At 37.0% G+C, this 23,996-nt stretch carries 24 protein-coding genes and 1 pseudogene; 15 read left to right on the top strand and 10 right to left on the bottom strand.

Translation table 11 applies throughout. From position 1 onward, the window contains the following. Nucleotides 1-52: 52 nt before the first annotated feature. Nucleotides 53-1,672, bottom strand: coding sequence for a CHAT domain-containing protein (locus FJR09_RS14315; protein ID WP_015079653.1), 1,620 nt, complete (start codon nt 1,670-1,672; stop codon nt 53-55). Between the two features lie 112 nt (nt 1,673-1,784). Between FJR09_RS14315 and FJR09_RS14310 the strand changes: the two genes are divergently transcribed. Further along, nucleotides 1,785-2,171: a hypothetical protein gene (locus tag FJR09_RS14310; protein WP_174783307.1), complete on the top strand. Its 387-nt coding sequence runs from the start codon at nt 1,785-1,787 to the stop codon at nt 2,169-2,171. Here FJR09_RS14310 and FJR09_RS14305 read toward each other — a convergent pair. The 3 genes from FJR09_RS14305 to FJR09_RS14300 form a co-directional block, all read right to left on the bottom strand. Continuing rightward, entirely contained in the window at nt 2,145-4,310 is a 2,166-nt protein-coding gene (locus tag FJR09_RS14305) for a PP2C family serine/threonine-protein phosphatase (RefSeq protein ID WP_168652638.1), read from the bottom strand. The two genes, FJR09_RS14310 and FJR09_RS14305, sit on opposite strands and share 27 nt — an antisense overlap. A 51-nt stretch (nt 4,311-4,361) precedes the next feature. Next, entirely contained in the window at nt 4,362-4,499 is a 138-nt protein-coding gene (locus tag FJR09_RS24735) for a hypothetical protein (protein ID WP_217361125.1), read from the bottom strand. A gap of 156 nt (nt 4,500-4,655) precedes the next feature. Further along, nucleotides 4,656-5,012 (bottom strand): NAD(P)H-quinone oxidoreductase subunit M, encoded by a 357-nt coding sequence (locus FJR09_RS14300; RefSeq protein WP_041457849.1) that lies wholly within the window; start codon nt 5,010-5,012, stop codon nt 4,656-4,658. A 736-nt stretch (nt 5,013-5,748) separates the two neighbouring features. Between FJR09_RS14300 and FJR09_RS14295 the strand changes: the two genes are divergently transcribed. Next, entirely contained in the window at nt 5,749-6,030 is a 282-nt protein-coding gene (locus FJR09_RS14295; protein WP_168633443.1) for an Npun_R1517 family heterocyst differentiation transcriptional regulator, read from the top strand. A 265-nt stretch (nt 6,031-6,295) separates the two neighbouring features. Here the strand turns inward: FJR09_RS14295 and FJR09_RS14290 are convergent, their stop codons facing one another. Then, nucleotides 6,296-6,991 carry a response regulator transcription factor gene (locus tag FJR09_RS14290; protein ID WP_015079647.1) on the bottom strand — a complete coding sequence of 232 codons (696 nt, stop codon included), beginning with the start codon at nt 6,989-6,991 and terminating at the stop codon, nt 6,296-6,298. A gap of 221 nt (nt 6,992-7,212) precedes the next feature. Here FJR09_RS14290 and cobA point away from each other — a divergent pair. The 7 genes and pseudogenes from cobA to FJR09_RS14260 all read left to right on the top strand — a co-directional run. Next, a pseudogene (gene cobA / locus FJR09_RS26205) lies at nt 7,213-7,932 on the top strand (uroporphyrinogen-III C-methyltransferase); the annotation flags it as partial. A gap of 72 nt (nt 7,933-8,004) precedes the next feature. After that, on the top strand, nt 8,005-8,811 hold the full coding sequence (locus FJR09_RS26200; RefSeq protein WP_174783494.1) for a uroporphyrinogen-III synthase: 807 nt from the start codon (nt 8,005-8,007) through the stop codon (nt 8,809-8,811). Nucleotides 8,812-8,970: 159 nt separating this feature from the next. Then, on the top strand, nt 8,971-9,558 hold the full coding sequence (gene coaE, locus FJR09_RS14280) for a dephospho-CoA kinase (RefSeq protein ID WP_168652639.1): 588 nt from the start codon (nt 8,971-8,973) through the stop codon (nt 9,556-9,558). Between the two features lie 119 nt (nt 9,559-9,677). Beyond that, complete coding sequence (locus tag FJR09_RS14275; RefSeq protein ID WP_168652640.1) at nt 9,678-9,968, top strand: type II toxin-antitoxin system Phd/YefM family antitoxin; 291 nt, start codon at nt 9,678-9,680, stop codon at nt 9,966-9,968. Next, nucleotides 9,952-10,179, top strand: coding sequence for a hypothetical protein (locus tag FJR09_RS14270; protein WP_174782868.1), 228 nt, complete (start codon nt 9,952-9,954; stop codon nt 10,177-10,179). Before FJR09_RS14275 ends, FJR09_RS14270 begins: the two co-directional genes overlap by 17 nt. Next, a complete protein-coding gene (locus tag FJR09_RS14265) occupies nt 10,169-11,275 on the top strand; it encodes a pentapeptide repeat-containing protein (RefSeq protein ID WP_168652641.1) in 1,107 nt (368 codons plus the stop codon). Before FJR09_RS14270 ends, FJR09_RS14265 begins: the two co-directional genes overlap by 11 nt. 130 nt (nt 11,276-11,405) lie before the next feature. Then, nucleotides 11,406-11,825, top strand: coding sequence for a hypothetical protein (locus tag FJR09_RS14260; RefSeq protein WP_168652642.1), 420 nt, complete (start codon nt 11,406-11,408; stop codon nt 11,823-11,825). Between the two features lie 38 nt (nt 11,826-11,863). Here FJR09_RS14260 and trpE read toward each other — a convergent pair whose 3' ends face one another. Both trpE and FJR09_RS14250 read right to left on the bottom strand, forming a co-directional pair. After that, complete coding sequence (gene trpE, locus FJR09_RS14255; protein WP_168652643.1) at nt 11,864-13,375, bottom strand: anthranilate synthase component I; 1,512 nt, start codon at nt 13,373-13,375, stop codon at nt 11,864-11,866. Between the two features lie 277 nt (nt 13,376-13,652). Further along, entirely contained in the window at nt 13,653-14,069 is a 417-nt protein-coding gene (locus tag FJR09_RS14250; protein WP_015079642.1) for a photosystem I reaction center subunit II PsaD, read from the bottom strand. A gap of 94 nt (nt 14,070-14,163) precedes the next feature. Here FJR09_RS14250 and FJR09_RS14245 point away from each other — a divergent pair, with 94 nt between their 5' ends. Continuing rightward, the gene (locus FJR09_RS14245) at nt 14,164-14,313 is read left to right on the top strand and encodes a hypothetical protein (protein WP_200863845.1); all 150 of its coding nucleotides are present in this window, start codon (nt 14,164-14,166) and stop codon (nt 14,311-14,313) included. Here the strand turns inward: FJR09_RS14245 and FJR09_RS14240 are convergent. Beyond that, a complete protein-coding gene (locus FJR09_RS14240) occupies nt 14,273-16,261 on the bottom strand; it encodes a DICT sensory domain-containing protein (RefSeq protein ID WP_168652644.1) in 1,989 nt (662 codons plus the stop codon). The genes FJR09_RS14245 and FJR09_RS14240 overlap by 41 nt on opposite strands. Before the next feature lie 485 nt (nt 16,262-16,746). Here FJR09_RS14240 and ovoA point away from each other — a divergent pair, with 485 nt between their 5' ends. From ovoA to FJR09_RS14215, 5 genes are all read left to right on the top strand, one after another. Next, entirely contained in the window at nt 16,747-18,069 is a 1,323-nt protein-coding gene (gene ovoA / locus FJR09_RS14235; protein WP_168651897.1) for a 5-histidylcysteine sulfoxide synthase, read from the top strand. A 99-nt stretch (nt 18,070-18,168) separates the two neighbouring features. Beyond that, nucleotides 18,169-19,146 (top strand): L-histidine N(alpha)-methyltransferase, encoded by a 978-nt coding sequence (gene egtD, locus FJR09_RS14230; protein WP_015079639.1) that lies wholly within the window; start codon nt 18,169-18,171, stop codon nt 19,144-19,146. Nucleotides 19,147-19,216: 70 nt separating this feature from the next. After that, nucleotides 19,217-20,044, top strand: coding sequence for a sterol desaturase family protein (locus FJR09_RS14225; protein ID WP_015079638.1), 828 nt, complete (start codon nt 19,217-19,219; stop codon nt 20,042-20,044). Between the two features lie 68 nt (nt 20,045-20,112). After that, on the top strand, nt 20,113-20,607 hold the full coding sequence (locus FJR09_RS14220) for a DUF427 domain-containing protein (RefSeq protein WP_015079637.1): 495 nt from the start codon (nt 20,113-20,115) through the stop codon (nt 20,605-20,607). A gap of 382 nt (nt 20,608-20,989) precedes the next feature. Then, complete coding sequence (locus FJR09_RS14215; RefSeq protein WP_015079636.1) at nt 20,990-21,313, top strand: nucleotidyltransferase domain-containing protein; 324 nt, start codon at nt 20,990-20,992, stop codon at nt 21,311-21,313. A gap of 60 nt (nt 21,314-21,373) precedes the next feature. On the opposite strand, the gene FJR09_RS14210 is transcribed toward FJR09_RS14215, so the two are convergent. Together FJR09_RS14210 and FJR09_RS14205 are read right to left on the bottom strand one after the other, a co-directional pair. Beyond that, nucleotides 21,374-22,900 carry a glycine betaine ABC transporter substrate-binding protein gene (locus FJR09_RS14210; protein WP_168652645.1) on the bottom strand — a complete coding sequence of 509 codons (1,527 nt, stop codon included), beginning with the start codon at nt 22,898-22,900 and terminating at the stop codon, nt 21,374-21,376. A gap of 24 nt (nt 22,901-22,924) precedes the next feature. Then, entirely contained in the window at nt 22,925-23,692 is a 768-nt protein-coding gene (locus FJR09_RS14205; RefSeq protein ID WP_015079634.1) for an ATP-binding cassette domain-containing protein, read from the bottom strand. Between the last annotated feature and the right edge of the window lie 304 nt (nt 23,693-23,996).

Below are 23,996 nucleotides of genomic sequence, written 5' to 3'. Positions count from 1 at the left end.
TCTCAATAAATTTTAATCCAGCAGGTTGCAGGTAAATCAAATTCAACGGTTTTCAATCCTGACTCTTACTGCATTCTTCTGTGATAAATTCCCAAATGTCACCTTGAGAACTGCCAAACATTAACTGCATTCCCGATGTTAAAGCCACTTCTTCCCGCAGAATTTGTTGCCAACCATTGGGGCTTAAATACCAGGTAGTCCCATAGGTAGAGAAATCCTGTAGGTAATAAGTAATCATTGATGTAGTTTCATTGAGAGTATGCCGACATAAAATTTCCGCGTGCCGTTTAGAAATGTAAAGTTCGGGGATCACAATATCATTATCTTTCGTGCGACCGATGCGGGTAACACCGGGACGTAATAACCAAGTTTTCTCCCCTGGTGACAGTGATGGCTTTGCCCGCCCTAGGCATCGCAAATAAGCTGTATTCACCGGGGTAGCTATGCCAGAAATTGCCGGCTCTGGTAGTTCTGTAACTCCTTCATCTACGCCTTTAATCAGTTCTCCATCAAAATCAGGATGGAGGTAGAGAACTGGTAAAGTCCAAGCTGGTTGATTGAATTTATACAGTGTCAACAGTTCTTGTCTAGCTGCTGCTACCGCCTCATCAATTAATTTACGCGATCGCAAATTAGCAGCAAAAGTTTGAATAAAACTATAACTTTCTGCATCAGCAATTTGATCACGCATTCCTAACACCGCTGGCACACCATGACGAATTAACACTTCTACCAAACTACTAGCAGGGATAGCTTGGTGATTAGTTGCTGCTGGTTGCGCTCCCCAACAGGCGTTAAAAACTCCCAATTTTATCCCTGTCCGCGTTAAGACTTGAGCTAATTCTATCCCATTAATTTTGAGTTCATTTCCTAAAAATAATGAGCCTCCATCTGGATCTGGTAGTCCATGCCCGGCATAAAAAAACACATTATAAACTTTAGTTTCTAACTCTTGAATTAACTCTGTTTTCGTCGGTTGTACCAATGTCTTTACTGTACAAGGTGCATAGCCAGCGGCAGTTTTGCCCACAGGACGACCTGCTAACAAGATTTTTTTCAGTAAAGATGCTTCCTGATCTAGTTGTAATTTATGATCATGTCCTAATACCAACAGAATATTTACAGCCCGGTCGGTTCGCAATTCTGGCAGAGGTTCAACTTCACGGATGGTGCGACTAAATAAAATATCCTGGGAAAGAGACATGGCTGATTGTCCGGCTTCTGGCTGCATAATTTCCCAAGGTAAGGCAATCAGATCAGGATCACGAATTTCTAACCGAAAGCGTAATTGAGTCTGTTGACCCATGGCCATCCCCCGACTCCGTTCCCAACTACTCAAAATCGCTCCATCAAATATCCATCGCCATAAATTGATGCCCAAGGATTGCATCAAACGACTACTATAGGGACTTGTATTTTGACCTTCAGCAGGTGAAATTACAGCTAAGGGTAAGCCATTAACTAATGGAGATGTTGAACCGGACGTAACATCTAATAGATTATGACCAGCAAACATTTGCTGCCAATCTCGCCAAACCTGATTAAGTTCAGCGGAGAAAACACAATCACGGAGAACATAACCACTGGGATATGGTGCTTGGACTACCCAAATGGCGAAGTGATCTGTGCCAGTATTCACTAGACGGGCGATCGCTATACTCGCCGAAGGCATTGCCAAATTCGGGCTGGACATGGATTGGTAGAAACTAAACGTTCAAAACACAGATACAGATATTCTAGACAGAAGTAGCGAATTTAGTCATTAGTTAGTTGTCAGTTGTTAGTTGTCAGTAGGGGCGAAGCATTTGCAAGATAAATTATCGGTCATTGCCAAAAATAGTTCTCCAAATGCTTCGCCCGTACAGTTGTCAGTAGGGGCGAAGCATTTGCAAGATAAATTATCGGTCATTGCCAAAAATAGTTCTCCAAATGCTTCGCCCGTACAGTTGTCAGTAGGGGCGAAGCATTTGCAAGATAAATTATCGGTCATTGCCAAAAATAGTTCTCCAAATGCTTCGCCCGTACAGTTGTTAGTAGGGGCGAAGCATTTGCAAGATAAATTATCGGTCATTGCCAAAAATAGTTCTCCAAATGCTTCGCCCGTACAGTTGTTAGTTGTTAGTGGGAAAATTTATACCTGTCACCTATTGACAAGGACTAGGTTGATTTGATTGTAAAATAGAAATACCCTTCCCTAGATCTTGCAGTTCGGAAAAGTTAACTTGGACTATTTGAGAAGTTTCTAAGGCAGGATTGGATTTTTCACAGAGGCGCAAACGCACTTCTGGATTATTTTCATTATTAGGATTAGTTTTTTTCTCTATAACTTGGAAAAAACTTTCAGCGGAAAAAGGTTGGTTATTTAAAGTTATGGAACTATTAGCTTGAATCACCCAATTAGGAGAGAGATTATCTAAAGTTCTTTGTATAGTCGAAGGTGGAGGCTGACTGGAAAAAGGAGTCGGAGAAGAAATTATTATTGTTGGTGATTTGAATTGAAGTTTAAACCAATATCCCAATAAACCAGATAATAACGTTAATCCCAAAATAACAAACAACTGTAATGGTATTTGGGGAAGTTTGATAGTTTTATTTTCGGAAATAACTTGAGTTTTTTGATTATTAATAAAACTCTCACCATTGTTTGGATCATCTGATGAATATAATTCTGTGTCAGCTAAAAGATGAGAAATATCCGCTGTAATTCTTATATCTGGTTCAGAGTATTTGACATTGTAATGTATTAAGGCAATAGTAACATTATCATGTCCATTTTTAGTATTAGCAATTTCTATTAATCTTTGGGCAACATTTTCTATACTTGTTTTTCCAGAGAGGAGAGGCAATATTTCTGTTTCCCAAGATTCTTCTACTCGGTCAAAATCGCTCAAACCATCGGATGTGAGTAAAAAAACAGCATCTTCGTCAATAATAAAGCGTTGAGAGGTAGGATGTAGTGAGGTACTTTTACTCATTCCCAAAGCCTGAACTAAGGAGCCAGAACCACTGTGTTGTAATGCTTCCCGGTAGAGAGCATAGCCCAAACGGACTTCACGGGACGCGACATCATCATCTAAAGTAACTTGATGACAACTATGGCGGGTAATCCAGTAGGCACGACTATCACCAACATGGGTAATATATATCTCATGGGCGATAGGTAAAGCCATGACAATAGTTGTTCCCATGCGTTGTCGTCCTTGACGATGTTCGCTATCATTACGCTGGCTGATTTTATCATTAGCGGTTGCCACTGCTCTTTCTAAATCAGAAAGTAGCATGGAAGGATCTATGTTGTCGTCAGCAACTGAAGTAAGTTCTTTTATTTGTTGCTGAATGGTTTCAATTGCTAGGTTAGAAGCCACATTACCGCCCTCATGTCCACCAATACCATCACAAACAACTGCTAGGGCGTTATGCTGGGGTGGTTTAGTGATCAAAGTGTCGGCGGCAGGGTAACAAGCATCCTCGTTGCGTGGGCGGCTGGGGCCTGAGTCTGTTTTAGTATAGATTGTGATAGTGGTTGTTTGAGATTTTTCTAATTGGTTTAATCCTTGATCTAAAACTTTGATTAATTGTTCAGATGAGTTAATGTCCCCCTGAATTAGAAATTCACATACTTGTTGAATAAATGGGGCAATATTTGGTTTGGCATTTTTGAGCAGTTTCAGCCAAAATTCTCCCAATTGGGATAATGTCGGGGGGGTTTCTCCATCAAAACGCAATTCCAGTAAGCGAATTAATACCCCTTCTACCCTTAATAGATAAGAGTCTAGAAGGCTAGATGCTACTCCTTCAATGCCTAGGGGCTGCCATAAATTAGCTAATTGCCACAGCCAATGAATTTGGCGGATTGATGAAGCTGCACTCCAAACAGTATCTAAACTACTACATAGATTTGCTTGAGTGATGGTTGCATCAGTTATTAATGGTGGTCTTTCTAATAGTAATATTTCTGTTTTGCTCTGCCCGTTACCTAAATTGAGAATTCCATAAACTTGTGGTATGTGGAGACGATAGGGAATTAATTTCAGATAAGGTCTAATTTTTCCTAAATCATCTAACTCTGGTATTTGGGGCAATAACCCAGGTTTGATATCTAAAAGTATGAATTTATTAATAACTAAATAGCGATTGCTCCCATCGTCTAAAATAGATCCGGGATCACCAAAGTTGAGATCATTGCCCACAGCCCACAAATAACGCTTAGGTAAAGGAGTGGAACACTGCTGGCAAAATTTGTGGGTGAGGGGATTAGCAGATTGACAATATTCATTTGGGCAGCAGAGCGTTACCGCATCATTTTCCATAGTTTTCCCACCGATCAACAATTGGCATTTTTTTCCAGAGTATTTCGTGTCTTAGTTGCTACCGCGCATATTTTTGGCAACCCACAGGCTCATCATAACTTTTATTGTTATGGGAATATGTAGCAATAGCAGAACTAATTCTCCACCTGTCATTAAAACTTGACATAGCTGGCGAATATAATTCGCCAAGGCTAGTAGTCTGTCAATCCAAAAATGACGGGTAAAGAAAGGCAAGCAGGGGCAGAAGAGGGGCAGGGGGAGTAGGGGAGGGAAAAACAGAAGTTTTTTCCGATCATTACCCGTCAAAATAAATTTGACGAACTACTAGGTAGATATGTATTCCGGTTATTGATTATTACTTACGGCAATTTGGGGTAATCCCATACTGTAGTTAGTAACCCGACTGGAGAGATTATAGCTAATTTCGCCTTTTTGAAGAAGCGATCGCAAATAATGCTCTAAGTCTGAACCAATACGGCGTAAGTTATAATCTGTTAGATCCGCGCCACTAGACGCTTCTACCAATTGATCAAACTGGCGATAAACTTTTTGCAGAGCATCTTCGTTCCAGTTAAATTCGTTATCTGGATCAATATCTAGTGTCAAAACTTGATTACTCGGAATCAGTTCATCTTTGTCCATTTCCGCCGCAAAAATGCGAACATGGCGGGTTGTGGACTTGAGCAGCATCAGGTTATCCATAAATTTGGGTGTAAGAATTTAGCTGAATTGCACTGCAATCATTTTAACTGCTATGTTTGAGCTTACAGCAAAAATGACGGCGAAAGTCTAAAATTAGGACAGATGGGCGCAGTCAGAAGCAGGACTGGTGTTTGGGCTGTGATTTTAAGTTCGGATCTCATTTACCCGGAATGTGCCATATTCTTCTAAATTGATTCCGTCTCATGTATGTAATAATTCACAAAAAATTTTCTGATTTTTTGACTGATTCTGATTTTTTCTGATGTAAATGTACTCATCTTGTAGTGACTTCACTAGATTTTCTTCCAGTTAGTCAATTTTCCTACAGTTATAAATTGCATTTATCAAAGGAGCATCTTCAGTACAAATGCTTAATTATTCTCATCCGAGAAAAGTAAAAAAAATAATATTTCTTGACGTTTTTAACAAGTTGATGTAAAAACCTTTAACAAGGTCTAATCAGTTCTTTACAAAAACTTCATGGTATGACATCTCAGAAATTGAATAATAGTTTATGGCTCGGATATGCCATAAATAGGAAAGAAACACCAAAAAATAGTAGAATCTAACTAAAAAAAACAGGGGGAGTAAAATAAGATGCCAGTTTTATGGATGAGAAAAAATTCTGATCTTCAAAAACTTTGGATTCACAAAAGTACAAAGAAAGTATAAGAAATTTTTCTGAAGATTTAGAACCCTACCCGGATGACCACTAACTAAAGGAATCCTCAAAACTATGAACTCTAAAGCATTACCACGCCAAATAAATAATCCAGAAGTAGGTGTTTATGAGTGTGAAATTCACCTCAAATTCCGCCTGATTGAGGAAAAGAGTCTATTAGGTGATCGTGAGCAACTGTTACAAGTATTACTAGAGGCTTTAACTGAAGGATCTGATGATTTTTTAGAAACCTTACAAGCATCTGTAAAAGCTCAGGAGATTTCGGAGTTTAAAGCCTCCCCACAAATGCGTCGCCAAATGATGCGTTTACGCAATTTAGCTGATACTATTCAATAGTTATTGGTGTAATTTTTGATAGTGACCAGTCTAATTCAGATTTTTCAATATTGAGTTGGAAAAGTTAACCTTTACCTGTTTTTCTTAATCATGAGTTCGCTTGTAAACGTAAAATTACGTCTACAATATTTGCGTCTCAATGCTGGCAAGCTAGGAAAATTACAAGTAAAAATGTCTGACATTGTGTTACTATCTCGGCAGCAAAATTATCCAGGTGCACTTTACCATTTTTTTACCAAGTAACTCTCATCATAAGTAGAGCAGTTTACTTTGCTAGACCATGTTCCAAAGCAAAACGAACCAACTCTGTGCGGCTATTAGTACCAGTTTTACTAAATAGACGACTCACATATTTTTCGACATTGCGGACGCTGGTTTCCAAGCGCCGGGCAATTTCTTTATTCATTAATCCTTCTGCTACCAAATTTAAAACACTTTGCTCTCTAGGAGTCAAATCTATTTTAAACGGGGCTGGCGTTTGGGATATGGCACTCCGATGAGTTAATAGTATTCTAATTTGAGCGATTTGATTAGCCAAATCGGCAAGATTTGGAGTTTCGCTGTTTTCCCCGGTTGAGGGAGTTTGGGCGCTGCGACGCGCTAGTAAGTTTTCAACTATGGCGACTAATTCATCAGGATCGAATGGTTTCGGTAAATACGCATCAACACCTGCATGATAGCCTTGAATGCGATCGCCTGTCATCCCTTTAGCAGTTAAAAATACCACTGGTAGAGCCTGAAAACGGGGGTCATCTCGCATTTGCTTGAGGAACTGATAGCCATCTACCTGGGGCATCATAATATCAGAAATGACCAAATCAGCGGTGTTTGCTTGCATCCAGTCCCAACCTTCACGGGCATTACTGACAGTTTGAACCCTAAAACCGCTTTCTTGTAAGTATTCTTTGACGGCTTCCCGCAATCCCGGTTCGTCATCTACCAGTAACAATTGTGCTGACATTGAAAATTCCTATTAGGTGTACCTTAATCTAATCTAGCGAAATTTGGTGAGTATTGACTACTAGGGCAGAGGAAATCCATTAATTCATCCGTCTTTATCTGCGTTTATCTGCGTTTATCTGCGGTCAATAATTCTTAAAATCTGATTCTATTCTCATCCTAAATTGGTATTATATATCGCATCAAAACCCAATGGTAAATTATTAAAAGTCAACAATAAATATGATTAAAGAAATAGGTAAGGTGTATCTTGTTGGTGCAGGTCCTGGAGATGTAGAATACTTAACCGTTAAAGCCTATCGGCTGTTAGCATCTGCTCAGGTATTGGTTTATGATGCTTTAGTTGATAGTCAATTATTAGATTGTGTTCCTGTTGATTGCCTAAAAATAGATGTTGGTAAACGTGGAGGTAAACCCAGCACTTCCCAAAATGAAATCAACGATTTATTAGTAAAACATTGTTTAGAAAACAAACAAGTTATTAGACTAAAATCGGGAGATCCTTTGATATTTGGACGCTGTATTTTAGAAATTACAGCTTTAAAAAATGCAGGTTGTGAATTTGAAATCATTCCGGGAATTTCTTCCGCATTAGCAGCACCATTATTAGCCGGAATTCCGCTTACAGATAACGTTCTTAGTCGTTGTTTTGCAGTTTGTACAGCCCATGAACCAGAAACTTTAAACTGGGAAGCATTAGCAAGTTTAGAAACCTTAGTAATTTTGATGGGAGGAAAAAATTTACCAGAAATAATCCATCAACTGATAAAATATAGAAAACCTCATTCTACGCCGATTGCTATTATCCGTTGGGCTGGAACACCTAGTCAAGAAGTCTGGACAGGAGAACTGGGAAATATTCTCGAACAAACCGTCGGCTTATCTCTCTCTCCCGCAGTTATAGTCATTGGTGAAGTTGTGCGATTACGCGATGATTACCTATAATATGAAAAATCTCTTCTTTGCGTCTTTGCTCCTTTGCAACTTTGCGCGAAACCAAAAATTATTAAGTGAATGTCAACCGTGAATTACAATCTTTCTCCTTTAACTGAGAAAACCATTTTAGTTACCCGTTCTGTGGGACAATCGCATCAATTTAGCGATCGCTTAACCTCCGCAGGTGCTAATGTGATAGAAATGCCAGCTTTAGAAATTGGACCCCCTAGCAGTTGGGACGCTTTAGATCAGGCAATTTCACATTTATCAACTTTTAATTGGCTAATTCTTACTTCTAGTAATGGTGTAGAATACTTTTTTGAGAGATTAGAAAAATCCGGTGAAGATAAAAATGCTTTAGCTGCTGTGAAAATTGCCGTTGTTGGGGAAAAAACAGCCCAAAGTTTACAAAAACAAAATATTCTAGCTGACTTTATTCCTCCTAACTTTGTTGCTGATTCCTTAGTTGAAAACTTTCCCGAATCACTAACAGGTAAAAAGATATTATTTCCCAGAGTTGAAAGTGGTGGAAGAGAAGTATTAGTAAAGGAATTAACAGCCAAAGGTGCAGAAGTAATTGAAGTTCCCGCTTATGAATCTTGCTGTCCTCAAGGTATCCCTCCTGCGGCTGAATATGCTTTAGTTAATAATACTGTAGATATTATTACCTTTGCCAGTTCTAAAACAGTCCTATTTTTCTCGCAATTAACAGCACATATATTTACCTACAATCCTGAAAATTTAGCCAGAGTTTGCATAGCTTCCATTGGTCCCCAAACTTCAAAAACCTGTCAAACTGTATTTGGGAGAGTAGATATTGAAGCAGAAGAATATACCTTAGAAGGTTTAACAAATGCCATAATTAAATGGACAAATCATAGCTGAATTTTCTAATGACTAATACCAACCTTATGTGAGGTGGCACAGAATCATGAAATCCATTAATTCATCCCTCTTTATCTGCGTTTATTTGCGTTTATCTGCGTTCAATAAATCTTAAAATCTGATTCTATGAAGATTCATCTTAATTTAGTATTATAACCAATGACTAAAAACTTAATTGGTTTAACTGGTGGAATTGCGACGGGTAAAAGTACAGTTGCTAATTACTTAGCTAAAACTTACAATTTACCGATTTTAGATGCAGATGTTTATGCGAGAGACGCAGTATCTGTAGGTTCTCCTCTTTTGTCACAAATTGCCGAAAAATATGGTAGAGAAATCATCTTAAGTGATGGTAATTTAAATAGAGCTAAATTAGGAGAAATTATTTTTCATCAACCGGAAGAACGTTATTGGGTAGAAAGGGTAATTCATCCTTATGTGAGAAATTGTTTTGATCAAGCTATTAATGAATCATCTGCAAATACTTTAATTTTAGTAATTCCTTTATTATTTGAAGCTAATTTAGAAAATCTAGTTAATCAAATTTGGGTGGTATCTTGTTCCCCACAACAGCAACAACAACGATTAAGAGAACGGAATAATTTAACACCAGAACAAGCAGTAGCGAGAATTAATAGTCAATTACCTATTGCGGAAAAAATTGCTCGTGCTGATGTGGTTTTAGATAATTCTGGTAATTTAGAATCGCTTTTACGACAGATAGATGAAGTTTTGTTGCAAAATTAAACACTTTTAGAAATAAAATAATTGATATATTCTTGCTTATGGATTAATCGAATATCAATAATTTTGACGTTTGTGTGATAACATTAAATTAGACGCAAATTTAGTGCGGAGTAATTCTCATGATTAATTTAAGTCGAGATATTCAGTCACTCTCTACCTTTAAACGTAATACTAATGAACTGATTAGTCAGATGAAAGAAACTGGAAATCCTATAGTTTTAACAGTTAACGGAAAAGCAGAATTAGTGGTACAAGATGCTGTTGCTTATCAACAATTACTTGATACTTTGGACAAATTAGAAACTCTCATCGGTATAAAGAAAGGATTAGAAGATATAGCAACAGGTAATACACAATCTCTAAATCATTTTATTGAAGAAATGCAGAAAAAACATGGAATTTCAGGTTAAATTAACTGGTAATGCCAAACTAGAAATAGAAGCTGCATATCTTTGGCTAAAACAAGATAATCCTAATTATGTGGATCAATGGTTTAGGAATTTAATGGATACTATTGCTACTTTCCAAGATAAACCTAATCGTTGCGCTTTCGCTAGAGAAAATGATGATTTTTCTGAAGAAATAAGACAACTTTTATATGGTATTATATATGGGAAATGATCAAAAATCATTTAATTATTGGCTAATATTTTTAAGTTTGTTTGCTGCATTATTTATCATCGTTTCTTTTGGAACAGGTTATCTTATTTGGTTTATATCTCCAGCAAATGAACTCATAAAAAATGAGACAGAAGTATTAAAAACTGTCGCCACAATTTTTGGAGGACTCGCTGTTATTATAAATGCTTTTTTTGCTGCCCAACGTGCAGCCGCTATGGATAAAAGTGCTGAAGCTGCATTAAAAAGTGCTGAAGGTATTAATAAAAATGCCGAGGCTGCCTTGAAAAATGCTGAAATTGCGCTCAAAAATACACAGGTAGCAGAAGATAAACAAATTACAGAACGCTTTTCTAAAGCAATAGAGCAACTTGGCAGCGATAAAATTGAAGTAAGATTAGGCGCAATTTATACTTTAGAAAGAATTGCCAAAGATTCGGAAAAAGACCATTGGACTATTATGGAAGTTCTTACAGCTTTTGTCCGTCAGAATGCACCTATTAAACAAGAAGAGAAGTCACAGGATAAAAAACTGTTAATAGCTGAATTGCTAAGTGTTCAAAAGACAAAAGATATACAGAAATTACCAAAACTTCAACTTGATATCCAAGAGTCACTTACTGTAATTGGACGACGTGAACACAAAGACTTAGAGGAGGGGAAGGAACTTAATTTATCTAATATAAATATCAGTCAAGCCAACCTCAATAAAGCTTACCTCTCTGGAGTAAACCTCTCTGGAGTAAACCTCTCTGGAGCCAACCTCTCTGAAGCCAACCTCTTTGGAGCCAACCTCTTTGGAGCCGACCTCTCTAGAGCCAACCTCATGGAAGCCAATCTCATGAGAGCCAACTTCATGAAAGCTAACCTCATGAAAACTAACCTCATGGGAGCGAACCTCATGGAAGCCAATCTTATGGAAGCCAATCTTATGGAAGCTAACCTCATGGAAACTAACCTCATGGAAACTAACCTCATGGGAGCGAACCTCTCAAGTGTACATGGGCTTGAATCAGAACAAATTGCATCAACAATAGGTGATGATACAACCATTTTGTTAGAGGAGATAGAAAGACCAGAACATTGGATACCTTTCTAAATTTTACGGAATGTATGAGATAATAGTCCTGGTATGCAGACCTCGGTGATGTCTAGAGTGTGTTCGGACTCACTTCGCATACTCCAAAAGATTGTATATTATATCTAGTCTTGAAAAACTTAAAATACGCATGAAAAACTTTCAAATTAAACCATGCCCTAATTGCAAACATAATAATTTTACTTACGGATTTGATCCTGTGACTTTTTTAGGGCAATTTTTTACAAAGGAATCAATAAATGATAATACTTCAAGCAAAAATGTTTCAAAAATTACAGATAATTCATCTGCTAAACTTGTAGGAGGATTTATAGGACAATATATAAGAGTTTATAGATCCGCGAAACAATATTTTTTTGACAAAATTAAACGCACACCTCTTTTAGTATGTACACATTGTAGAACTTTAATAGTTTTATGCCCTCATTGTGGAAAAATATCAATAATTGAAAGACAGCCTAGACCTGATGAAATTATTGAATGTATGTATTGTCAAGGCGGTTTTCAAACATCTGAATATGGTAATTTACCTTACTGGAGTTTAGACTAATTACTTTATTTTAATGTTGCAATGCAATGATTTAAAATTCATCGCAAACAACGAATTGCTTCTAATAACCCTCTAGCTTTATTGAGAGTTTCTTCATATTCCTTTTCTGGGTCAGAATCAGCCACCAAACCTGCACCAGCTTGGACAGTCACCGTCTGATTATGTAATACCATAGTTCTGATAGCGATCGCACTATTCAATTGTCCTTCAAAATCATAATATCCATAGACACCTGAATACACACCTCGGCGACTGGGTTCTAACTCATTAATAATTTCCATAGCGCGGATTTTAGGCGCACCGCTGACAGTCCCAGCAGGAAAGCACGCTTTGAGTAAATCCCATGCGGTTTTACCCGGTGCTAACTTACCCACCACATTACTCACAATGTGCATCACATGAGAGTAGCGTTCAACGATCATTAATTCATCAACCTTAACACTACCGCTGCTGCACACCCGCCCTAAATCATTGCGTCCTAAATCAACTAACATGACGTGTTCGGCGATTTCCTTGGGGTCTTGAAGTAAATCAGCGGCTAAAGCTGCATCTTCCTTTGTTGTCTTCCCTCTGGGTCTAGTTCCCGCAATGGGACGGACTGTGGCGATAATTTCCCCTTCATCATTGCATTCGGCTTTGACCATGACTTCGGGGCTAGAACCGATAATTTGCCAGTCTTGGAAGTTAAAATAAGCCATGTAGGGCGAAGGATTGATTTGCCGCAAAGAACGGTATAAAGCGAAGGGATTACCTGTATATTCTGTGGATAAGCGTTGCGAAATAACGACTTGAAAAATATCACCAGCTTTGATATGTGCTTTAGCTTTTTCTACACTAGCGCAAAATTCGGGACGGGTAAAGTTGCTGGTATAGTCCTCTATGCCCGCTTTAGGCTTGTTTCCGGGGGCTGTCCAAGTTAATTTGGTGTTTTCTGGTGATAGGGGCAAAGATAGCTTCCTAACCATTTCCTGAATGCGATCGCTCGCCTTTTGATATGCTACCTCTAACCCGGCTGGATCACGTAAATCTGCGTAGGCGATCGCCCAAATTTTCCGTTTTACCTGGTCAAAAATCAATAATTGGTCTACCTGCATCCATAATCCATCAGGGATGTTGCGCTCATCTTGAGCATGAATTGGTACACGCGGCTCAATCCAATTAATTAATTCATAGCCCCAAAACCCAAATAAACCACCAATTCCTGAAGGTAATTCCGGTAACTTTACTGGGTGATAAGGTGCTAAACATTCAGATAAAACTGTAAACGGATCACCTATAAAAACTTGTTGATCACCATTTCGATGGGTTTGGGTTGTTTTATCACCCCTTACTTCCAATATCCACAAAGGATCACAGCCTAATAAACTATAACGCCCTACAGTTTCCCCACCTTCCACCGATTCCAGCAAAAAGCTATAAGGTTGATCTGCACAAACTTTATACCAAGCAGATACAGGTGTATCTAAGTCGGCTATCCATTCCTGATACACTGGCACAAAATTACCTTGGACAGCAAGCTTTTGAAACTGGTCGAAATCGGGGAAAATCATAAATAATTAGGTTTTGCTGAAAAAATTTTTCGTGAAGGCTAGGAGTCAGGAGTCAGGAGTCAGGAGTCAGGAGTCAGGAGTCAGGAGGAAAGAAGGAATTATATAGAACTTAATAGCTTTTGAATATCCATGAAACGATTGATTTATAAAGGTTTTACATTTATTAAGCAAACCCTAATTAACAATTAAAAATTAAGAAAGAGTTTTTTGTCATGGGTAAGGGGGCAAAGTTTTTTTCTTCCCCATTACCCATTACCTATCACCCATTACCTAGGGATTAAGCGTCGTGAGTAGCTTTACCGCTGAATTTGATTTGTGCAGGGTTGGGGTTTTGACCGATTCTGCGGGGTACGTGACGCACCATAGAACGTCCAGCATTTACTTTTTCAGGGAAAACGCCATCAGCAGGGTGAATCATGGTAGTTTCGCCGCCGGGGAGAATGCGGTAAACTTTGTAGTCGGTGATTTTGAATTTGCGAAGTTGCGCGCCTAAAGCAATACCGTACTCTTTGCGAGCAATGTAAAGTAGGTTTTCGCCTTTTACCATTTTAGCAGCGCCACCTGTGGGCATTTCAAAGACTTGCTCTTTAGGGCTAGTCCAGGTGATAGCGTACTTTTCTTCTACATCAGCTTTTGTGAGTAATCCGCCAGTGCTGCCACCAAAGATTGGGGTTTTTCCAGTCAAAGTTGCCATAAACTGTCTCTTGTAGGTTTTTACGGCATACTAACATTGGAACTGGACTTATGTTGCGATCGCGTTATAGACTGTAACAGTTTTTAGTAATTAGTTGGTGGTTAGTTGTCAGTGGTCAGTAGGGGCGAAGCATTTGGAAGATAAATTATCGGTCATTGCCAAAAATAGTTCCCCAAATGCTTCGCCCGTACAGTGGTTAGTGGTTAATTATTTTCCTGGCTGCCTTGGACGATGGGAATTGTAAAATGAAATTGACTGCCTTGATCTTTACCTGTGGATTCTGCCCAAATTTTTCCGTCCCAGCCGTTGACAATTTGGCGACAAATTGCTAAACCCAATCCAGTACCGCCGGTTGTTCGCCGTAATGCCCCTTCTTCCTGGTAGAAGCGGTCAAAAACGATTTCTAGGCGATTGGGTTCAATTCCCCTGCCTGTGTCCGCTACGGTGACTTCTAGCATCTCCTGACTATTGCTAATGGCTTTAATAATAATTTGCCCAGAAGAGGGAGTAAATTTACAAGCATTATCGACAAGTTTGGCTAATACCTCCACCAACCAATCACCGTCAGCCCTGACTAAAGGTAAGCTTGTGGAAATTTGAGTTTTGATTTTTGGGATCTTTTCTTGACTGGAGCGCGTCCGTAAGCGACTGAGGGCTAAATCTACACATTCTTGGATGGTTAATGATTCAGGATGCCATTCTACCCGACCACTTTCTAAGTTAGAAAGGGTTAAAAAGTCTTGTACCAGTTTCCGCATTCTTTCGGAGTCTGCAAGGGCTGTATTCAACATTATTTGTTGCAATTCCCAAGGCATATCCGGTTCAGTAGCCAAGCTTTCTAAACAAACTTGAATGGTGGATAATGGAGTGCGGAGTTCGTGTCCAGTAATGGCAATTAAGTTACTGCGGGTGCGGTCTAAGGCTTCTAATTGTTGGTTGAGTTCTTCTAAATTGGCAAAAGATTCCGCTTGAATCAGGGCTGCACCAATTTGAGTAGCGATCGCCTTCACTAAGTCTAACTCCCCTGGTTGCCATTCATGGGGAGGAAAATGGCAATCGTGTAACTCCACAATTCCCAGTAGTCGCCCTTGATATAATACGGGTTCGATTAACCAAGAACGCACGCTAAACTTCTTCACAATTGACGATAAGGCTGTTGATTTCTTTATTTTGGAGTCCCCCACGGTATCAGCTACACATACTCCCTCCTGTTGTTGTAACACCTGCTGAAACAGGGGATTATTTTGTAACTCCCAACTTTGCCCCAGTACAGATGTAACATTAGAGTTCAAAAATTCATGTTCGATTATAGCTTTGGCATCTGTAGCTTGGGCGCGATAAATTAGACAACGACAGGCTTCTAAATGTTGTCCCAACTCCTGAGCCGCAACTTGGAGAATTTCTCGTGGATCAAGCGATCGCCTAATTGCTGTACTAATGGAATTTACCAACCGTTCTTTCCTTGCTTGATCCGCAATCGCACGGTAAGCTTTATGCAGCTTATACTGACTAGCTTGCAGATATGTCACCAACCTCTGCACAAAAGGATCGGTATCAATATCATCTACATATTTATGATTGAAATTAACTTTTAACTCGTCTGTTGATTCCTTAATATTTAACCGCTGCTTCACTTCATCAACTTTATCCGCTAAATCTGGCCGATAAATCTCAATTCTATCTAATAACAATTGAGCGGCTTTTAAGCATACCCCTTTTTCCGATGTCCAAATCCCCTCAAATCTTCGCGCTGTATCCATATCCAAACTAGGAATCATCTCTGGGATATATTGATTTTTGGCCAGAGAACCCAGGCTTTCTCGACAGATTAAGCAAGTAGCATAGTTATCAGCAATTACTAGCAAATGCCATTCTTGCGCTAAAGCATCATCAGGCTCAAAAGAGATCTTTTCATAATATTCTGAGCTATTAGCAAACTCTGTTTCTGGTGCAGATAATACATATATTTGATTACTTTTTTGTGCAAGTCGCTGATAACGATGAGCTTCTTGCCGGTAAAATCGCTCTTGCTGGAAACTAGCAATGATCAAAGGACTGTCTAAATTGGCTGCTAAAACCTGATCTTCCATTGCATGGGAGAGAGCGGTTAGTGAAGCCTTAAAATATAACTGAGGTCGCAGATGGGGGAGTGAGTTTAGTAAATCACTCAGCACGGAAGTGGAAATACTCATTAGTCATTAGTCATTAGTCAGTGGTCAGTGGTCATTAAACACATATTACCTATGATCTATTACCCTTATCTATTACCAGTCGCAAGAACATTTATCTATTTTTTTTAACCTCAATATAGGTTTGTTCGTACCTAATGTAGTCGGGGCAATGTATAAGCTTAACGAATTTGCTTGCATAATTTGGCATTTTGGAAATTCATATCCTTATTTTAGATTAGCCTAAAAAGACTGTTTATATTGATCTTCCGTAAATCTAGGAATCTAGTTTTTGGTAAAATTGCCAAAAATATTAAATTTTAGTTAAAAATCACAAAATAGTCCCAATATAGGCTATTTAACTCTATAGCCTGTAATTATTGCCCAAAAAATTCTGTAAGTGTTTATCACTGAGATGAAATTTCCATCAATGCTAAAATTAGTCTCTGGCTTTATTTACAAAAGTTAATTTATTCAGGTCATCCCCATAATTCCTCCAGGTTAAGAAAATGACAGATGCTCATATTCCCCAACTCGATAATTGTAGTTCCACAACCCTACTCAAATATTTTGAAAATTCCTGGGAACTGGAAGAAACCTTAATGAAGAGTTTGGTTAAAGAAGAAACATTTTATCTAAATCCCGATCCTTTAAGAAATAAATTAATTTTCTATCTTGGACATTCGGCTGTTTTTTATATTAACAAATTAATTCAGGTGGGATTAATAAAAAATCGGATTAATCCCCAATATGAAACTCTATTTGAAATAGGAGTTGATCCAGAAACACCAGCAGAACTAGAGGTAGCCATTCAAGGAGTCAACTGGCCTAATATCAAAAAAGTTTGGGAATATCGAAACAGAGCCAGAGCAGAAATTAGCACAATCATTAATAAGACTCCTTTAGATTTACCCATTCATCAACAGCATCCTATTTGGGCTTTATTAATGGGAATAGAACATAGTCGTATTCATGTCGAAACCTCTTCCATGCTGCTGCGTCAATTACCCGTTGAGAACTTAAAACGTCCCCAAGGATGGAATTATGCACCGACTAATGGAGAAATTCCGCATCATCAAATGCGAGAAGTTCCTGGTGGTGTAGTAAAATTAGGAAAACGCCAAGATGATTTAACTTTTGGTTGGGATAGTGAATATGGTCATTTAGAAGTTGAAGTAAAACCATTTTTAGCAAGTCAATATCTCATTACCAATGGAGAATTTTTAGAATTTGTCCAAGCCGGTGGTTATAATAATGTAAATTATTGGCATACTGAATCTTGGGCATGGAAACAACTCTACAATATCCAATATCCCAAATTCTGGATACACCAAGAAAATAACTATCGCTATCGTGCTACATTTGATGAACTAGATTTACCTTTAGATTGGCCTGTAGAAGTTAACCATTATGAAGCCATGGCATTTTGTCGGTGGAAAGGTAAAAATACTCGGTTAATGACAGAAGCAGAATGGCATCAAGCCTTAAAAATATCTGAAGATTCCAGTTTAGCAAATAACTATAATCTTAACTTACAATTTATTTCTCCCACGCCTGTGGGAATGTTTTCAGAAAATCATCAATCTGGACTTTCTGACTTACGGGGTAATGTCTGGGAATGGTTAGGGGAAACATTCAAACCCTTACCAGGATTTAAAACTCACCATCTTTATGAGGATCAATCTGCACCCTTTTTTGATGATAAACATTTTATGATGTTGGGTGGTTCTTGGGCAACGAATGGTACAATGGCTTTACCTTGTTATCGTAACTGGTTTCGTCCTTATTTTTATCAGCACGTCGGTTTTAGAGTTGCTGAAAGTTTGGATTAATAAAATCGAGATCCCCGACTTCTTTTTTTATTTTATGAATAAATTATCAATTGATATCAGAAGTCGGGGATCTTATAATCACTCTAGAGGATTTAGAAAATGATTACACAACCTTTAACCGTTTTAGATCATCATTATCAAGAGTTAAGTATTGATGGCAAGGATGTTATTAAGGGGTTAACTGAAAAACTGAAAAGTTTACCTCCCAAATATTTTTATGATGATCCTGGTTCTCAATTATTTGAAAAAATTTGTGAGTTACCAGAATATTATCCGACTCGCACAGAAGCCTGGATTTTAGAACAATATGCTGATGAAATTGCCGAAATTACAAATTGTTGTGAGTTAATAGAATTAGGTAGTGGCAGTTCTACTAAAACTCAAGCTTTATTAACTGCTTATCAGAAAATTTCTGGTAATTGTAGATATCTGCCTATTGATGTCAGCGGAGGGATTCTCAAAACTAGTGTTTTACAGTTACAAGAAAAGTATCCTGATATTGCTATTCATGGATTATTGGGAACTTATGAACAAGCTTTAGTTCATCTAGAATCGAATTATTTACAATCGCGGATGTTGTTTTTTCTGGGAAGTTCTTTAGGCAATTTTAACCCGGAAGAATGTGATATTTTCTTAAATCAAGTTTCTCGAACCTTACAACCAGGAGATTACTTTCTGCTAGGGATTGATTTACAAAAGCCCCCGGATATTTTAGAAGCTGCTTATAATGATAGTCAGGAGGTGACTGCTGCTTTTAATTTAAATATGCTTTCTCATTTAAATTGGCGGTTTCAAGGTAACTTTGATATCAGTTTGTTTAAACATCAAGCTGTTTATAATCAAGTTGATCATCAAATTGAAATGTATTTACATTGCCAAAAAAGCCATTGGGTATCTTTAGAACTTTTGGATTTAAAGGTTAACTTTGAAGCAGGAGAAAGTATCCTTACAGAAATTTCTCGTAAGTTTAATTTAGCAACAATGGAAAAAAACTTGTCAGATAAAGGATTGAAAACTGTAAAAACTTGGACAGATGAAAAGGCGTGGTTTGGGTTGATTCTTTGTCAAGTTGAATGATCCAGATATTCAAATAGAAAATCAAGAAAGATGTTTTTAGCTAAAGGTTAGAAAGTTGTTGGGTGTAGATATGCAAAGATTTTTGAATTTTTGTTTGGAAATCGAGTTTTATATCAAGATTTCTATTTGCTGCACAATTGTGCAGCAGGTATTTTATTTGCTGTTCAATAATATAGAACTTAATTTTATCACCCAGGTATTACTATACTGGCTGATTGGTTCTATCTCATTTTATGCTATTGGTTTTTTCATTGAAAAATTCATCAAAAGTAAAGATAATTTAACTGAAAAATTAACTGCAAGAGTTAAAAAAGTAAAAAAGCAATCATTTCCTGCTTTCACTTTCAAAGGTATAATTACAGGAGAAATTAAAAGTTTAATAGCAGCATTAATCATACTATATTTAGCCCCAGAAGTTCATAGAGGTAATAGTTTACTTTTAAATTTGGGATGGTTTTTTATGAGAATAGTTGCGGCTGATTTCTGCTTTTATATAGTCCATAGATTATTTCATAAAAAAGCATTTCTCAAAATCCATCTTAAACATCATGAATTTCAAGATACATCCAGTTTTGTAGCTGGACATAAAAGCCTTCTAGAATATATTATTGTTACCATCACAGACGTTTTACCAATCTTTATATTTGGATATGACATCACCCAACTTTGTGCATGGAGTTTGATAGGTAACATTTATAATTTAGAAGGACATAGTTCTTTATCAATATTTTTCATTCCCTCAGACTTTCATGATCTTCATCACACTAATTTTAATGGAAATTATGGTATTCATGGATTTTGGGACAGAGTATTTAAAACACTTAATCATCCTACCAAGAAACTGGGAATTATGTTTCCTGTGAGTATTCTTGAGAATAAAATTAAAACTCTCAAATGATCTAGTAGTGTAGATGTAGAAGTTTCTTAAAATTTCCCTGACAATTTTACAAAAGCAACTGACTAACCATGAAACCAAATCCTATCCCCCCACAACCAGGTCAAGAATCAGTTTGGGACTATCCCCGTCCGGCAATTTTAGAAAATACGAACAAACATCTCAAGATAATTGTTAATGGGATGGTTTTGGCTCAAACACATCAAGCTAAAAGAGTCTTAGAAACAAGTCATCCTCCAGGTTATTATATTCCGGCTGAAGATATTCAGTTAGAACATTTAATAGAGACACCTAGAAAAACTTGGTGTGAATGGAAAGGTTGGTGTCAATATTATGATATTTCCGTAGGAGATAAATACATAAATAATGGTGCTTGGCGATATATTCAACCTAGTCCTAATTTTGAATCAATTCAAGAATATTACAGTTTTTATCCTAGTTTAATGGATGCTTGCTATGTGAATGATGAATTAGTTAAAGCCCAAACAGGTGATTTTTACGGAGGGTGGATTACTTCTGATATTGTTGGACCATTTAAAGGTGAACCAGGAACTATGTGGTGGTAAATAAGGAGAATTTCAGTTATCAAAATTGATAGGTTGACAATTCATGAACATCATGTAGAAATTATCTATATATTTCTCCTGAATATATAGATAATTTCTAGTACACTGCGGCATAAGTAAAATAACCATTAGAAATACCTGAAAAGCTTATACAATCTGCTTTTTTAATTTTTAATTGTTAATTTTTAATTCCGCCCTGCGGTACTAGTCTGCTGAGGTACAAAATTATCTGCGGTTATCTGCGTCCATCCTCTTATATCTGCGGTTAATTATTTCTTTGGTGTACCTCACTTGGATGAGAATCGCTATATTATTGGTTGTGATATAATAGTGTTTGTAGACCGAAACCCAATCATTTGAAACAAAAGGAATGATTTAAACAATGAACAAATCACAGCTTAATTTGATATTACAAGAAGTTAAACAAGCTTTGCAAAAACTTTATCAAAACCAACTGGAAGCAATTATTTTATATGGTTCTCAAGCGAGGGAAGACGCTAAAGAATTTTCTGATATTGATATTCTGGTTGTTCTGAAATCAGAGATTAACCCCTATCATGAAATTGATAAAACCAGTCAAATAATCTCAACCATTTGTCTAAACAACGATGTTGTTATTTCTCGTCACTTTATCTCTTCAGCAAAGTTTGAAAATGAAAATACTCCCTTTAACTATAATGTCAAAAAAGAAGGTATTTTTCTATGATATCGGAGGAGAAAAAATTTATAAAAAATTTTATATTTTTGAGAATCAAATATCTGAAAATTATAATTGTTGAGATTTTAACCACTCACTGACAACTTTCTCCACCGGTTGAGATTGATTATCTACTTGATAATTCATCTTTTGTATTTCTGTTGTAGAAATTTTTCCTCCTAATTGATTAATGGTATCTGTTAACTCTGGATATTTTTGGAGAATTTCTTGATTAAAAATAGGTATAGCTTGATAAGGTGGAAAGTATTTTTTATCATCTTCTAAAATCACTAAGTTTAAAACTGGAATTAAACCATCTGTAGAATTTGCAGCAATAAAATCTACTTGTTTTTCCTTTAATGCTTGATACATTAATCCTAATTCCATTTGTTTAATATTGGCAAATTTTAAGTTGTAGGTTTTAGATAATCCTGGATAACCATCTTCACGTTCTAAAAATTCATATCCAAATCCTGCTTTCATTTGTGGACTATATTTACCAATTTCCGAAAGGCTTTTAATTTGCCATTTTTTGGCATCTTCTTCTCTGATAATCATGGCAAAGGTATTCTCAAATCCTAAAGGCTTCATCACTGCTAATTTCAATTTTTGATCATAGTATTCTTTGACTTTTTCATAAACAATTTGTGGATTGCTGATTGGTTTTTCTTTCAAAATAGTCGTAAATGAAGTTCCTGTATATTCTACATACCCGGCAATTTTTCCCGCTTTTACTGCTTCATGAGCAATAAATGTTCCTCCTAAGTTAAAACGACGATCTACTTTTAATTTGGTATGATTTTCTATGTGTTGTGCTAATAATTCCCCTAAAATAACTTGTTCTGTGAAATTTTTAGAACCGATAATAATTTTTGCTGGTGCTTGTTGATAGTTAAAAGTTATTAATCCCGCGATAATTAAGGTGATTATTCCCAAAACAATACCTATTTGCTGATTAAATTTACCTTTATTTGCTATTTGTTTCGTGAGGTTTTTTTCTAATAATCCTAAACCGAAATCTGCACTCAAAGCAATTACAGCAGCGGGGACTGCTCCGGCTAAAATTAATTCATTATTAACTGTGGAAATACCGCGAAAAATAAATACTCCTAAACCACCACCACCAACAGCAGCAGCAATTGTGGCTATTCCTACGGATATAACGGTGGCTACTCTTACCCCTGCTAAAATGACTGGTAAAGCTAGGGGAATTTCTACTTGCAATAGTAATTGTTGATCTGTCATTCCCATGCCTATCCCGGCTTCTTTAATGGCGGGATTGATGCTATTAATGCCAATATATGTATTACGAATTATGGGAAGTAAAGCATAAAGAGTTAACGCAAATATAGCGGGGATTTTGCCAATTCCTCCCAGAAAAGGTACGGAAATTAAAAAGCCGAAGATGGCTAAACTAGGGATGGTTTGAATGGCATTTGCTAAACCAAGAATAGGAGCAGCTAATTTTGGTTGACGAGTGATAAAAATGCCTACAGGAAGACCAATAGAAATGGCGATCGCTAGGGATATAATGACTAATATTAAATGTTCTCCACTGTGGATAATTATTTCTGTACCGTATTGAAATAAAAACATAACTTTTGTATTTTTTATCTAATTTTAATTAAGTTCTTCCCAACTGTTACCAATATTTAAACAAGCTAAAAATGCTTTTGCTTCTGGATGTTGAGATTGGAGAAATTCTCTTCTTGTTCCTAATACGACTAAATTTCCTTCACACATTAAACCAATTCTTGTGGCTAAAAAGAAGGCTTCTTGAATATCATGGGTGACAAATATCACGGTTTTTCCTAATTGTTGTTGTAAATATTGAAATTGTTGTTGTAATTCTAAACGGGTAATTGGGTCAAGTGCGCCAAAAGGTTCATCCATTAATAGTATAGGTGGATCTGCGGCTAAAGCTCTAGCAACTCCCACTCGCTGACGTTGACCTCCTGATAATTGATGGGGATAACGTTGAGCAAATTTTTCTGGTTCTAATCCTACTAAGTTTAACATTTCATAAACTCTATTTTGAATTTTCTGTGGTGGCCATTTTTCTAAAGATGGGACGAGTCCGACATTTTCCGCGATGGTAAAATGGGGAAATAAACCTGTTTCTTGGATGACGTAACCTATCCGTCTTCTCAATTTAATGGCATCCCAGTTAGTTGTGGGACGATTTTGAACTAAAACTTGTCCTTGGGTGGGAATAAGTAAATGATTAATTAATTTTAAAGTTGTGGTTTTTCCACTCCCACTGCGTCCTAATAAAATTAAGGCTTCCCCTTGATGAATGCTCAAATTTAAGTTAGATAATAGGGGACGGTGATTAATGGCAAAACTGGTATTTTGAAACTCAACGGCAATTTCTGATGTTGTTGACATAATGGTTTCGTTAAACAAAATTAAGGTGGTCAGATCCCCGACTTCTTAGAGAAGTCGGGGATCTTATTGGTTCCGTATGAAAAGAAACAAAGGTGGTGGGTATTTTTTATTCACCTCTTTCTACTTTTATGAGATTTTATGCCTGAGTAAGTATTCTCTACCTCTAGCACCTCTCAATGTTTATGAAGGAATAAACTCTTGAAAAACAGCCAGTTTTCAGGCTTGACTTCTAATTAATAAGGTATACATTTATAGAAATTCATTGTCTTAGATTTAATTACTTTTGTTTTTTAAGAGTATTGAT

Source organism: Dolichospermum sp. UHCC 0406, from assembly GCF_009712025.1.
GTDB lineage: Bacteria > Cyanobacteriota > Cyanobacteriia > Cyanobacteriales > Nostocaceae > Dolichospermum > Dolichospermum lemmermannii.
The sequence above is the reverse complement of the archived record's forward strand: the minus strand, read 5'-3'. Positions and strand labels throughout refer to the sequence as shown.